This is a genomic window from Bacillus pumilus, from assembly GCF_900186955.1.
Taxonomy (GTDB): Bacteria; Bacillota; Bacilli; order Bacillales; family Bacillaceae; genus Bacillus; species Bacillus pumilus.
The window spans coordinates 2,702,586-2,716,229 of record NZ_LT906438.1 but is presented as its reverse complement, the minus strand read 5'-3'; the positions used below and the strand labels follow the sequence as shown (position 1 = coordinate 2,716,229).

The 13,644-nt window shown below is 41.7% G+C and carries 14 protein-coding genes; 10 read left to right on the top strand and 4 right to left on the bottom strand.

From position 1 onward, the window contains the following. Nucleotides 1–142 precede the first annotated feature (142 nt). Nucleotides 143–1,003, top strand: a complete 861-nt coding sequence (locus CKW02_RS13930; protein WP_095117953.1) for a carbohydrate ABC transporter permease — start codon at nucleotides 143–145, stop codon at nucleotides 1,001–1,003. A 25-nt stretch (nucleotides 1,004–1,028) separates the two neighbouring features. After that, a complete protein-coding gene (locus CKW02_RS13925; RefSeq protein WP_003217610.1) occupies nucleotides 1,029–2,525 on the top strand; it encodes an extracellular solute-binding protein in 1,497 nt (498 codons plus the stop codon). A gap of 45 nt (nucleotides 2,526–2,570) precedes the next feature. Here CKW02_RS13925 and CKW02_RS13920 read toward each other — a convergent pair whose 3' ends face one another. Both CKW02_RS13920 and CKW02_RS13915 read right to left on the bottom strand, forming a co-directional pair. Beyond that, complete coding sequence (locus tag CKW02_RS13920; protein ID WP_003217542.1) at nucleotides 2,571–3,410, bottom strand: aldo/keto reductase; 840 nt, start codon at nucleotides 3,408–3,410, stop codon at nucleotides 2,571–2,573. Nucleotides 3,411–3,422: 12 nt separating this feature from the next. Further along, nucleotides 3,423–4,610, bottom strand: coding sequence for an MFS transporter (locus CKW02_RS13915; RefSeq protein ID WP_003217671.1), 1,188 nt, complete (start codon nucleotides 4,608–4,610; stop codon nucleotides 3,423–3,425). A 155-nt stretch (nucleotides 4,611–4,765) separates the two neighbouring features. Between CKW02_RS13915 and CKW02_RS13910 the strand changes: the two genes are divergently transcribed. Beyond that, nucleotides 4,766–5,137 carry a winged helix-turn-helix transcriptional regulator gene (locus tag CKW02_RS13910; protein ID WP_003217763.1) on the top strand — a complete coding sequence of 124 codons (372 nt, stop codon included), beginning with the start codon at nucleotides 4,766–4,768 and terminating at the stop codon, nucleotides 5,135–5,137. 40 nt (nucleotides 5,138–5,177) lie between these two features. Here the strand turns inward: CKW02_RS13910 and CKW02_RS13905 are convergent, their stop codons facing one another. Further along, the gene (locus tag CKW02_RS13905) at nucleotides 5,178–7,478 is read right to left on the bottom strand and encodes a helix-turn-helix domain-containing protein (RefSeq protein ID WP_095117858.1); all 2,301 of its coding nucleotides are present in this window, start codon (nucleotides 7,476–7,478) and stop codon (nucleotides 5,178–5,180) included. A gap of 231 nt (nucleotides 7,479–7,709) precedes the next feature. On the opposite strand from CKW02_RS13905, the gene CKW02_RS13900 reads away from it, so the two are divergent. From CKW02_RS13900 to CKW02_RS13870, 7 genes are all read left to right on the top strand, one after another. Next, nucleotides 7,710–8,675 carry an ABC transporter permease gene (locus tag CKW02_RS13900; protein WP_003217645.1) on the top strand — a complete coding sequence of 322 codons (966 nt, stop codon included), beginning with the start codon at nucleotides 7,710–7,712 and terminating at the stop codon, nucleotides 8,673–8,675. 18 nt (nucleotides 8,676–8,693) lie between these two features. Then, nucleotides 8,694–9,806 carry a glycoside hydrolase family 88/105 protein gene (locus tag CKW02_RS13895; RefSeq protein WP_003217717.1) on the top strand — a complete coding sequence of 371 codons (1,113 nt, stop codon included), beginning with the start codon at nucleotides 8,694–8,696 and terminating at the stop codon, nucleotides 9,804–9,806. Further along, entirely contained in the window at nucleotides 9,803–10,327 is a 525-nt protein-coding gene (locus CKW02_RS13890) for a hypothetical protein (protein ID WP_003217651.1), read from the top strand. The genes CKW02_RS13895 and CKW02_RS13890 overlap by 4 nt, the downstream gene beginning before the upstream one ends. A 17-nt stretch (nucleotides 10,328–10,344) precedes the next feature. Then, nucleotides 10,345–11,637 carry a Gfo/Idh/MocA family protein gene (locus CKW02_RS13885; RefSeq protein ID WP_095117856.1) on the top strand — a complete coding sequence of 431 codons (1,293 nt, stop codon included), beginning with the start codon at nucleotides 10,345–10,347 and terminating at the stop codon, nucleotides 11,635–11,637. A gap of 21 nt (nucleotides 11,638–11,658) precedes the next feature. Continuing rightward, nucleotides 11,659–12,342 (top strand): YesL family protein, encoded by a 684-nt coding sequence (locus tag CKW02_RS13880; protein ID WP_003217552.1) that lies wholly within the window; start codon nucleotides 11,659–11,661, stop codon nucleotides 12,340–12,342. Between the two features lie 54 nt (nucleotides 12,343–12,396). After that, nucleotides 12,397–12,708, top strand: coding sequence for a rhodanese-like domain-containing protein (locus tag CKW02_RS13875; RefSeq protein WP_003217560.1), 312 nt, complete (start codon nucleotides 12,397–12,399; stop codon nucleotides 12,706–12,708). Between the two features lie 101 nt (nucleotides 12,709–12,809). Beyond that, nucleotides 12,810–12,992 (top strand): sporulation protein Cse60, encoded by a 183-nt coding sequence (locus CKW02_RS13870; RefSeq protein WP_003217582.1) that lies wholly within the window; start codon nucleotides 12,810–12,812, stop codon nucleotides 12,990–12,992. 29 nt (nucleotides 12,993–13,021) lie between these two features. Here CKW02_RS13870 and CKW02_RS13865 read toward each other — a convergent pair whose 3' ends face one another. Next, nucleotides 13,022–13,546, bottom strand: coding sequence for a CbrC family protein (locus tag CKW02_RS13865; RefSeq protein WP_003217725.1), 525 nt, complete (start codon nucleotides 13,544–13,546; stop codon nucleotides 13,022–13,024). Nucleotides 13,547–13,644: the final 98 nt, after the last annotated feature.

The following is a 13,644-nucleotide window of genomic DNA, read 5'->3' as shown; positions in this document are numbered from 1 at the left end:
AGTTGGTCTGTCAAGATGATTATAGACGCTTTCTTCCCCCGTTTGTTACATTTTAATCACGATATCGTCACAGGCTGCAGCTCATTTTCGGATAAAATGATAACGCTTTCAAAGAAAGGGTGTGATGAACATAGATCGTTCTATTAAAGACCGATTGTTCAACTTATTTAATTACTCTTTTCTACTCATGTTCGCATTAATATGTGTGCTTCCGTTCATCCATGTCATTGCTGCCTCTTTTGCTACAGTAGAAGAGGTCATCACGAAGAAGTTTATCTTGTTCCCGACCACGTTTTCTTTAGAGGCCTATCGGTATATTTTCTCTACGGATATTGTGTACCGCAGCCTTATCGTGTCCATTCTTGTGACACTCGTTGGAACAGCTGTCAGCATGTTTTTGTCCTCACTCATGGCATATGGGCTGTCTCGTCAGGAGTTAAAAGGGCGGAGAACATTGATGTTTCTCGTTGTCTTCACGATGCTATTTAGCGGAGGTATGATTCCGACGTTTATTGTTGTGAAAACACTTGGTCTACTTGATACCTATTGGTCACTGATTCTACCGGTTGCGATCAATGCGTTCAATTTGATCATCTTGAAAAACTTCTTTCAAAACATTCCCGCAAGCCTTGAGGAATCAGCGAAGATGGATGGCTGTAACGATTTAGGGATTTTCTTTAAAATTGTGCTGCCACTTTCTTTGCCAGCTATTGCGACCATTTCACTTTTTTATGCCGTGACGTATTGGAATACGTACATGACCGCCATTCTGTATTTAAATGATTCAGTGAAATGGCCGATTCAGGTACTTCTAAGGCAGATTGTCATTGTTTCGAGCGGAATGCAGGGAGATATGTCGGATATGGGATCATCCACACCACCGCCAGACCAAACGATTAAAATGGCTGTCATTGTGGTAGCCACCATTCCCGTTCTGCTTGTCTATCCATTTATTCAAAAGCATTTCAACAAAGGGGCATTACTAGGTTCTGTAAAAGGTTAAAAAGAAGGAACAACGGAGGGATCTTATGGGGAGAAAGAAATTATGGTTGATTGCGTTTGTTCTGTTATTTGCAGCAAGCGGTATTTTATCCGCATGTTCAAGCAAAGGAAGTTCATCGGATGAAAAGGTTGATTTAGACAAAAAAGTGAAGCTGACATGGATGGCCATTTTGTATCATCAGCAGCCGCCGAAAGATTCGGTTTTAAAAGAGATTGAGAAGCTCACAAATACAGAACTTGATATTACGTGGGTGCCTGATGCTGTGAAGGAAGATCGGTTAAATTCTGCACTTGCAGCTGGGAATCTGCCGCAGATTGTGACGATTCAAGACATTAAGAATTCGTCTGCTATTAATGCATTCAGATCAGGTATGTTCTGGGAAGTCGGTCCGTATTTAAAGGATTATCCAAATTTAAGTAAGATGAACGAACTGATTAATAAAAACGCCTCTATAGACGGTAAGCTTTATGGCATTTATAGAGAGAGACCACTTTCAAGACAAGGAATTGTCATTCGAAAGGATTGGCTTGAAAATTTAAATTTGGATACACCAAAAACGTTGGATGATCTTTATGAGGTAGCGAAAGCCTTTACTGAAAAAGATCCGAATCAAAACGGAAAAGCGGATACAATTGGCTTTACGGATCGGAACGATTTGATTTATGGGGCATTTAAAACGCTTGGTTCATATGAGGGAATGCCAACAGACTGGAAAGAAGATAACGGCAAATTCACGCCAGACTTTATGACAGATGAGTACATGAATACGATGAAGTACATGAAGAAACTGCGTGATAATGGCTATATCAACAAAGACTTCCCTGTGACAAGCAAAACACAGCAGCAGGAATTATTCTCACAAGGAAAAGCAGGAATCTATGTTGGAAATATGGTTGATGCTGTGAACTTGAGAGATGACGCGACAGATAAAAACATGAAAGTCGATATCTTGAACCGAATCAAAGGTCCAGATGGCAAAGAACGGGTGTGGGCATCAGGTGGTCATAATGGCATCTTCGCATTCCCTAAAACAAGCGTGAAATCAGAGGCAGAATTAAAGCGAATTTTGGCCTTCTTTGATCGCATTGCAGAAGAAGATGTCTATGGTCTCATGACGTACGGTATAGATGGTGAGCATTATAAGAAAGAAGAAGGGAATACATTTGTCAGGGAAGAAAGCCAAGTGAAAAGCTGGCAGACAGATGTACAGCCGCTTGTCAGTTTAGTAGGCATTGATAAACGCTACTTGAAAAATAAAGGGGATGCGGTTCGTACAAAATATGAAGAGCTGGAAGAAGACAATCAAAAGATCATCGTCGCCAACCCTGCTGAAAGCCTGTATTCAGAAACAGCCTCAGAACGAGGAAATGAATTGAAAAAAATCATCGATGATGCGACCTATAAGTTCATTCTTGGAGACATCAGTGAAGATCAATTTAAGAAAGATGTAGAGAAGTGGAAATCAAATGGTGGCAATAAAATCATAGAAGAATATGAAGTTTCCTTTAAAAAATCAAAATAATCAACATCAACACCCCCGCACAGTTAAAGAGCGGGGGTGTTTCTATTAAAAGTCAAAGTTGTCTGGGTCTGGACCGATCCGTTTGTTTTCATTTAAGTCAGAAAGACGTTTCATATCCTCATCAGATAAGACAAAATCAAATATGTCTGCATTTTCTTTTAAACGATGCGCTTTCGTTGATTTTGGAATGGTGATGACGCCTTTTTGCACATCCCAGCGCAAAATAATTTGAGCAGGTGTTTTGCCGTATGTGTCCGAGAGTTCTTTGATCACCGGATGATGAAGCAGTTCCCCCTGCATGAGCGGTGACCAAGCTTCCATTTGAATGCCATGTGTGTTCAAATACGTATAGAGTGCTTCCTGCGTCAGTTTTGGGTGAAACTCGACTTGATTGATGGCTGGTATGATGTCTGCATCTTTTAATAGGTCGTCTAGATGATGCGGCTGGAAGTTGCTCACACCAATGGCTCTAACCTTTCCTTCACGATACAAGGTTTCCAGCGCACGCCAAGCGTCTTTATATTTTCCTTCAACCGGCCAATGAATTAAATATAGATCCAAGTAGTCAAGCTGAAGTTTTTTCAAGCTTTCCTCATATGCTTGTAGAGTGGATTCATATCCTAAATCGGCATTCCACACTTTTGATGTCACAAAGAGGTCTTCGCGGCGCAGTCCTGTTTCTGCAAGACCAAGTTGTATGCCTCGTCCAACCCCTTCCTCATTGCCATAAATAGCCGCTGTATCAATACTGCGATAGCCTATTTGAATGGCTGTTTTGACGGCGTCTATTAATTCTGCACCATCTTCCACCTTGAATACACCGAGACCAAATCCTGGCATGTGGACTCCATTGTTTAATGTTTTTGTACTTTGTAAATGATTCATATTGAACACTCCTTAGATGGTTTGATTTTGTTCTTGTTGTTCCATTCGAAAACTAATCATCGTGAGAATCGCTGCGATGAGGACCATGATACCGCCGACCCAGCCTGTATGCACAAGCCCAAGAGTATCTGTCACGATGCCGCCTAAAAATGAGCCGATGGCGATACCAGCATTAAAGGCAGCGATATTCATAGCGGAAGCGACGTCGACTGCTCCTGGTGTGTATCTTTCTGCAAAATCAACGACAGCTACTTGAAGCCCTGGGACATTCATGAAAGCAAACAGTCCCATCAGCATGACGGTTGCGATGCCTAGCACCGTAAACCCAGCAGCCAAGCTAAGGATAAACAAAATGATGCTTTGGATGATAAACATGTAAATGAGTGCTTTCATTGGCTTCTCATTTGCAGCCTTTCCGCCAATGACATTTCCAGCTGCGATCGTGATCCCGTATAAAAGCAGGATCAATGCCACCGCCCCAGGCGCAAGACCTGTCACATGCTGTAAGAGAGGGGATAAATACGTAAAGACGACAAAGGTTCCTCCGTATCCTGTTGCTGTAATGACAAATAGAAGCAAGATTCTTTTTGTTTTTAATAAAACAGCTTGATCCTTAAATGATGTTTTCACGCCTTGCTTTAATTGAGATGGAACAAGAAAATAGTTAGATATTAGTGCGATCAGACCAATAATGACAATCACACCAAATGATGTCCGCCAGCCGAGCTCATGACCAAGAAATGTCCCAAAAGGCACGCCCGTCACAGTCGCTACTGTTAAACCAGTGAACATAAAGGCAATTGCGCTTGCCCGTTTTTCTTTCACTACAAGGCTTGCAGCGATCGTAGAGCCGATGGACATAAAGATTCCATGGGATAAGGCTGAAATGACCCGTCCGATTAATAGTACTGAAAAGGTCGGAGCCATCGTGGCGAGTGTATTTCCAATCAAAAAGACGAGCATAATGAGCAAAAGCAATGTTTTTCTTTTCATCGCTGAAGTCAGAGAAGTCAAAATAGGGGCGCCGAATGTCACACCAAGTGCATATAAAGAGACGGTCCAGCCCGCCTGGCTGACGCTCACTCCAAAGTCCTCTGAAATCATCGGCAAAAGACCGACACTAATAAACTCAGTGGTTCCTATAGCAAAAGCACTAATAGCTAGTGCGAGAAGGGCAAATTGGTTTTGTTTTTTCTTCATGAATCATTTCACATCCTTCTGAGATGACATTTTGATAGACGAAGCCGATCGGCAAGAGTTATTATCTAACATGGATGACGAAAAAAAAAGTACGTACTTTTTTGTAATATAGGTACTAAAAAGTGCCTGTTCGTATAATGAGGAGTGAGGATTTAATGGAAAAGAAAAAATATAATATCTCCGTGGAAGCGACCCTTGAGGTCATTGGCGGGAAGTGGAAGTGCGTGATTTTATGTCATTTAACACATGGAAAAAAACGCACAAGTGAATTGAAGAGACTCATGCCAAACATCACACAAAAAATGCTCACGCAGCAGCTGAGAGAGCTTGAAAGTGATGGGGTGATTAACCGGATTGTGTATGAGCAAGTACCGCCTAAAGTGGAATATGAATTAAGTGAATACGGTCAGTCGCTCGAAAGAATTCTGAATGCGCTATGTGATTGGGGAGCAGCTCATATTGAACGTGTGTACGGAGAGCCGCTTTCAGTGCTAGAAGACAGCATTTTAAATGAACAATTTAAATAAAAAAGTCCCGCTTCCTCCTATGAGAGCGGGACTTTTTGTCTTATATGCCTTTTTTCTGGTCGCGGTATTTGCCAGGGGTCGTGCCTTCTAGTTTTTTGAAGGAACGGATGAAGTTTTGCGGGTTTTTATATTTCAGTTTTTCCGAAATTTCTTTGACGGACATATCGGTCTCCACGAGCCAGTTTTTGGCGACATGGTGTCTGTAGGATGAGAGATATTCACTAAAGGAGATATCCATTTCCTTTCTAAAGATACTGCTTAAATAATTTGGGTTGTAATGCAGGCGTGTGGCGATTTCATCCAATGTGAGATCTGAGTCGAATTCTTGATGAATGATATGGATGATCTTTTCTGAGATGTTTTTGTATTGTGATTCCTCGCGTGCACCTAGCTGGTCAATTATCGGCCGAATGATCTCATGTTTCAGCCATGCTTCGGTATCTTCAAACGTTTTAAATTCAAAAATCGTATCATACAGCATTTTATTGTCTTCGACCTCAAATAATTCAATGCCAAGCAAATGCATCAACTCAATCAAATTGTTTAAAAAACGGGCGAGGGCGATATGGTACTCGTGCGGTCCTGCATTTTTAGAGAAAATGGATTGCAGAAGCACATGTAAATAGTGATCTGCCTTGCCTTGGTCACCTGCTTTCATCGCATCAAATAAATCATGTTGAAGCTGCTTTGGAAAATGAGTTTTAAACGTTTTTCCTTGCTGGATATGTTCATATAAGATAATGGACTTTTTCTCTGCTTTGAGTCTGTATTTTAAGGCCTCTTTTCCTTCAATGTAAGCCTGTTTTGCCATCGTGAGCTCCTGAAACTGACGGCTGATTCCGATGCTGATCGATAAACCAAGCTCTTCCTCGATACGTAGCTGAGTCGTTTCCGCTAATTGGTTTAAATATTCAGTAAACTCTTCATCTGACTTTGAGTGATTTAGGATAATCGTCGTTTGATGCTGATTGACAACTGTTGGCTGAAGGTGCTCCTCTTGCGGAATAATCTGCTCAATTAGTCCATTGATCGCAAATAAAAGTAAGTCAGCATCCTTTTTTTCATAAGGTGTCCCTTTTAGCGTATCGATTTGGGTCACAAGCATGGATAAGTGAGACCAGCCCTGAGGGAATCCTAAACTTTGGAACCGGTTGTTAATTTCTTCTTCTGTCAGCTTTCCGAGCAATAGCCGCACCATAAAGTATTGCTGGAGGTGCGTGACTTGCTGCTCAATACGTTCCTCTAAATCATTGTTTTGATCCTTCATTTGTTTAATACTCGACTCAATCAACTCAAATTCATTTTGAAAAGGCTGCTTTTGCAAAAAGGATTCATTGCGTGCAAAGGACTCGTATAACAAGCGGATTGGTTTATAAAAATGTCTGGACCCAAACCATGAAAATAGCAATGAAAGCGCTAACAAAATAAAGCAGATAATAAAGGTGATCCACCCAATTGATTTCGTTTGTGCCTTGAGTTCTGGTATGGAAACAAAGGATAGGTACGTCCATTCGTTATAGTCTGATTTTTGAAACGTAATTTGATAGTTTAGTTCCTCGATCTTCATGTTAAATTGACCTGATCGTTTTTCACGCGATAGGACATGCTTGACGAACTCTTGATTTTTCAAGGATTCACCAATTTGTTCTTTGCGGTTATGTAACAGCACTTTTCCGTTAGTATCAATGACAAACATACTGTCAGATTGAGAGAAGTCAGGCATATTGTCAGCAATCGTGCAGCTCGGAATGCTGGCGACAGCGATCCCTTTTTTCTGGACACTGTTCATAGGGAGTTGTTTGATTAAGTTCACATTGTATTTGCAAAAGGAGGCCTTACCTTCCTTTGTCGCAACAAGTGGATTATTCTCTTCAAGTGCCCAGCTGGAATGACTCGGAATATTGAGGTAAGAGGTGAGCGCTTTCTCTTGGTCCCCGCTTGTGACATGATAAAGCCCCGAATTGTTCATGTACCAGTCTTCCATTTTACTGACGAGCGTAATATTGGAAAGATCGGTGTCAAAGGTTTGCAGGTAGTTCAGTTCCTGCTGTACTTGATTATAAAGCTGGAATTGGTCTGGATTTAAAGGTTCTGCCAGTGTTTGAAGGAGAGGCGGCGAACTGACATAGTGAGTGAGAGAGTGATCAACTGTCTTTAAAATATGCTCAATATTGGATTGCGTTTGTTTAACGCTGTCCAGCTTTTCATTTGAGATATTTTCGAGTGCTGTTTTTTGTGAATGCTGATAAGAAAAAATACCGACAATGATGACAGGAATCGTACTAAGCATGAAAAAAAACGTGACGAGCTTGTAATAAAATTTATATTGCCTTCTTTTCATAAAACCCCCCATTTCAAACGGAACAATCTTTTCCTCTTTATTTATTAATCCAAAAATTTGGTAGGTTTGTCAATAATCATTTTCTGAGATTAGGATCATTTTCTCATGTTTTATGTAACGTTTTGAGTAGCTTCCCCTAAGCAAATATGATCTGATGATATGATTGTAGACGGATTTTTCATCCTTAAGATACAGTTAACACATGCACCAGCATGAGGGGAGGCTTTATCTATGAAAACAGAGGATGTCACTGCCAAGGGTGTGCCTGCGGCAGCTTTGAAAAAAGAAAGAAGAAAGCGCTTACTTAATCAAATGCTTAGTCAAAAGTTTTTGTATGTCATGATTTTGCCAGGGCTCATTTATTTTCTTGTCTTTAAATATGTGCCGATGTGGGGGCTGATCATTGCCTTTCAAGATTACCAGCCGTTTCTCGGTATTCTTGGCAGTGAGTGGGTTGGCTTCAAACACTTTATTCGATTGTTTACAGAACCAACATTTTTCATCTTATTAAAAAATACACTGATTTTATTTGCCATGAATGTCGTGATTTTCTTTCCAATTCCGATCTTATTGGCCCTGCTTTTAAACGAGGTCAGATTGGCATTGTTTAAGAAATTTGTGCAGACGATGATATACATTCCTCACTTCATGTCATGGGTGATTGTCGTGTCCTTATCCTTTGTTTTGTTAACAGTAGATGGTGGGTTAATCAATGAATTGATTGCTTTCTTTGGAGGGGAAAAGATTAACTTCCTTCTTAGTCAGGAATGGTTTAGACCGATGTACATTTTACAAGTGATTTGGCGGGAAGCAGGCTGGTCGACGATCATTTACCTTGCGGCGATTACAGCGGTAGATCCGCAGCTATATGAAGCAGCGAAAATGGATGGAGCCGGCAGACTGAGACAAATGTGGCACATTACGCTTCCTGCCATTAAAAGTGTGATTGTCGTTCTGCTTATTTTGAAAATAGGTGACACATTAGAGCTTGGCTTTGAGCATGTCTATTTATTACTCAATGCAACGAACCGGGAAGTAGCAGAAATCTTTGATACGTACGTTTATACAGCTGGTCTTAAGCAAGGGCAATTCAGCTATAGTACCGCTGTTGGTCTATTTAAAGCAGCCGTTGGACTCATTTTGGTTATGCTGGCGAACCGTTTAGCGAAGAAATTTGGGGAAGAAGGTATTTACTAAAAAGGGAGATGAAAAAGAATGACATTATCGACTAAAAAGGGATCACCACTTGAGCATGCAGAGAAATTAGCACAAACAATTATGAAAGCGCATACACCAATCGAGCTACCTCCAGCTGGAAGATGGCATTATCATCAAGGCGTTTTTCTTTGCGGTGTGATGAAGCTATATGAGTCAACGGGGAACGAGACGTATTTCAATTATGTGAAAAGCTACGCAGATTCGCTCATTGATGAGTATGGAAACCTGTTATTTCGAAGAGATGAGCTTGATGCGATCCAAGCTGGGCTCATTTTATTCCCTCTTTATGAACGAACAGGAGAGAAGCGGTATGTGCTGGCAGCGGAGAAGCTCCGCGGGCTTTATCGCACATTGAATCGCACATCTGAGGGCGGATTTTGGCATAAAGACAATTATGCTTATCAAATGTGGCTGGATGGTCTCTACATGGGCGGACCTTTTGCCTTAAAGTATGCAAAGCTGAAAGATGAAGAGGAACTGGTGGATATGGTGATCCAGCAAGAGCATCTTATGAGAAAGCATACAAAAGATGAAAAAACAGGTCTGTATTATCACGCGTGGGACGAACGAAAAGTGATGCCATGGGCTGATCAAAAGACAGGCTGTTCTCCCGAGTTTTGGGCAAGGTCATTTGGCTGGTATGTCCTTGCATTAGCAGATATGATCGAGGATCTGCCAGAGCAGCATGAAGGGCGAAAGATGTGGAAGGAAACGCTGACAGACATGCTGGAGAGTGTAGCTAGGTACCAGGATCAAGACACAGGTCTCTGGCATCAAATCATTGATAAAGGTACTCATAGCGACAATTGGCTTGAAAGCTCTGGATCGTGTTTATTCATGTACGCCATGGCAAAAGCCATGAACGAAGGGTATGTCAGCCCCCGCTACACAGATCATGTGGTGAAAGCTTACCAAGGCTTAATTCAGCATAAGACGGCTGTGACAGAAAACGGTGATCTTACCATCAATGATATATGTATCGGAACATCCGCTGGATTTTATGATTACTACGTCGGTAGAGAAAGAAGCACAAATGATTTGCACGGGGCAGGCGCTTTTATTATGGCGTTAACTGAGCTAGAGAAGCTGCCTGTTTTTCAAAAGGCATGAAGAGGCAAAAAAGGGCTACAGCATGGCTCCTCAGCTTTATCGCTGCCTTTTGTTTGTCAGCCTGTCATGGGAAAACAAACGGTATCGATGTTCTGATTTTTTCTGACATGTCAAAGGGGATGAAGGATCAATTAGTCGAGAAGGCTTTTCAAACGGAACAAGAAACGTATAGCGTCCACATCTGCCCGGCGATTCCTGAAAAGCTTCTTGTTGAAATTACTTCAAAAGAGGGGGACATCATGCTTGTCCCTGAAGAAATGTTTCGAACATATGATGATCCTGAAAGCTTTCAGCTGCTTGAAGAGATGGGTATTGATGATCAAGCGGCAGGGCCATATACGATCGAGGATCAAAGGACAGGTAAAACGGTCGATTATGCGGTTCAAGTTAGTAAAGGCACGAAAAAGCTAAACGGCTATACCTTTCGATTACATCGAGATATGGTCGCTTTTATTCCCGTGTATGCAGACAAGTCTAAAGAGGCGCTGTCTCTCATGAAACAGCTTCGTGAAAATCGATAGAAAAAGGGGTGGGGCCTGTGAAACGGGTCGTGGTTTGCGGACTCAGTCATCGTGCGTTCAATATGTTTATTAAACCGCTCACAGAGGATTTCAATGAGCATTACAGGATTACAGGGCTTTTAGATATAGATCATCATCGGTATACCCTTTGTCAGGAGCGTTTTCCATCACTGCGGGGCGTCTCGTTTTTTCATGAAGAGGCATTTGACCAAATGGTGAAGGAAGCAAAGCCAGATATCGTCATTGTGGCAGGCAGGGATGACACACATGTCACCTATATTTTGCAAGCACTTGACCATGATCTCGATGTCATCACTGAAAAGCCAATGGTCACAACAGCAAAAGACGCCAAAAAAGTAATGGAAAAAGAAAAGGAAAGTAAAGGAAAGGTCACAGTCACTTTCAATTATCGCTACAATCCATTTCATCGAAAGATCAAAGAACTCATTTTAGAAGGAAAGATTGGTAGGGTCACATCTGTTGAACTGAGCTGGCTCATTGATACGTATCATGGCGCTAGTTATTTCAAAAGGTGGAACCGCACGCGGCAATTCTCTGGCGGACTATCCATTCATAAATCGACGCATCATTTTGATTTGGTCAATTGGTGGATCAATCAAAAGCCGAAGCAAGTATTTGCCTACGGGGCGCTGAACTATTACGGAGATAAAAGTCCTTGGAATCCTTTGCAGGGGGAAGAAAACAGGTATTGCGGAACATGTCATGTGAAGGATACATGTCATTATGAAGCAAGGTGGAATCCGAGGGTAGTACGCTCAAATGTCGAGGACGATCATATCGAATCCGGTCAGGAGCAAACGCAGCAATACACCAATTATCGCCCAGACGCCTGTATTTTTGATGAGGAAATTGACATTGAGGATACATATGTGGCATCAGTGGTATATGACCAAGGGGCTCTCTTCAGCTATTCGATTCAATTCTCAGCACCCTACGAAGGATACCGGCTTGCTATAAATGGGACGAAGGGGCGTATTGAAACAAATGAGTTTCATGTGCCATCAAGAATTCCTTTTCAATTCCCAGAACAGACGATTTCTTATTATCCGATGTTTGGAGCAAAAGAGACGATTGAAGTTGTGAAGCAGCCAGGAGGACATGGCGGCGGAGATCCTCTGCTTTTGGCCGATTTATTTATCGGGAAAGATCCTTTAATTCACTATGACATATCAGCAGGGGCAGAGGCTGGTGCTTATTCAATTGCACTTGGGGAAGGCATGTGGCGGTCTGTTGCAGAGAAGCGCCCAATTGACATAGAAGAGTTGCTTCAGAAAGAGACGGTGTCATAAAAAAGAGAGGAGGGGAAAGAGATGGATCATGATGGTTCAATGAGCAGAATGCTTCGAATGTGTGAGTGGGTGATGCGACTCGCCTATACAAATATGCTATGGTTGCTGTTCACCATGCTGGGACTTGGGATCTTTGGATTGATGCCTGCGACCACTGCGTTATTTTCGGTGATGAGAAAGTGGATACAAGGGCATGAGCAAGTGAGCGTTTTCCGGACTTTTTGGAAGGTGTACCGTGAGGAGTTTGTACGCTCTAACTTGATTGGATTGGCGCTATTGATCATAGGAACGATTATATATGTAGACCTTGCGTATATTTATCCAACGAGCTGGTTTTTGCATGTGCTTCGTTTTGCCATTTATATCTTTGGATTTCTCTTTGTTGTGAGCTTGTTTTATATTTTTCCGCTGCTGGCTCATTATGATTGGAAAAAACGTCTCTATCTGAAATTCTCTCTTTTGCTTGGTATCTCATATTTGCAATATACACTCTGTATGCTCGTTTTCTCGGCTCTGCTGTTTGTTCTCTTTGCTTATTTGCCGGGAATCGTGCCGTTCTTTAGTGTGAGTATACTCGCCTATGGTCATATGTGGCTCGCCTATCAAGTATTCAAAAAAGTAGAGTTTGAAAGTGAGCAGCAGACAGCCGAAGTAAAGAAACGCCTGCTGTCTTTCCTGCAATCGAAGCGGGTGAATACACAGTAATGGAGTTCATTTGCTATAATGGTGTCACTGTGATTAAAAGGAGAGATGAGCGTCGTGTCAGTAAAAGAAATCTCAATAGAAGAATTAAAACAAAAGCTAGAGCAAGAAGAAGCCATTCAGCTTGTTGATGTGCGTGAGGACGAGGAAGTAGCAGAAGGAATGATTCCAGAAGCTGTCCACATCCGAATGGGAGATATCCCTGAGAAACTGGATGCATTCGATCAAACGCAGGAGTATTATATTATTTGCCGCTCTGGTAAACGTAGTGAAAATGTCTGCTATTTCCTAGAAGACCAAGGCTATCAAGCGACCAATGTCGTTGGCGGAATGCTTGCTTGGACAGGAGAAACAAAACCGAAGCTGTAAACAGAAGTCCTTTCATCTCATAGATGAAAGGCTTTTTTTGTTCATATGCCCGCCCTCATGTGCATAAAGATAGAGTAGCGAGAGAAGGGAGAGTGGCATATGTGCTAAAGGTAGCTGTATTTGATGAAGAGCACGAAAAAGATTTGCAGAGCGAAATCAATCTTTTTTTAAAAGGAATGGATGACGACCAAATCATTGACATCAAGTACAATGTAGCAGTGATCTGTGAGCAAGGAGGAGAACAGCTCTACTGTTTTTCTGCCCTCATTTTATATAAAAAATAGGACCTATTTGAAGGGTCCTTTTACTTTGTTTAACTAGCGTCAATATATAAACGATGCTTGTTGCAGTGAACACATTGAAAGAGATAGCCTTGCAGATCTCCGCCGTTGACGAGCCATTGTTTTAGGTTTTCTTTCGTTAATCTCCCGCCGCTGCAAATGTCTTCGATATCTTCTGTGAGCTCTTCCTCTAAATGTTCTATCTCTTTCCAACCGACATACTGGACGATCGCGCAAAAATCTCCGCAATGGCTTAACCAATATTCCTGCTGCCAGCCGCGATAACCTGGCGTTCTAAAGATCAGTTCATCTATATATTCCTCTTGCTCAACGTCATCACAGCTTGCATCGTCTTGAAAGGTGCCATCGTATTTTTTAGCGGCTGAACCATCTTTAATGCACCAAGGGCAAATTCCTTTCACATCTTCAACAGAATAAAATGGACCATGATACACATATTCTCTATCTTTTTCACAAACAGGACATGTCGTAGGCTCTTTTTTGATCACGTTTAACGAAACTGGATCTGGGTTGTACTTGAATGTAGGCAGCGTCATATAAACCTCCATTGTAGAAATGATTTCATTATTATTTTACAGGAATCCTCCTGCTTGCAACAATCTTAAATTGTCTATATAGAAAAAAGCCGTTCTTA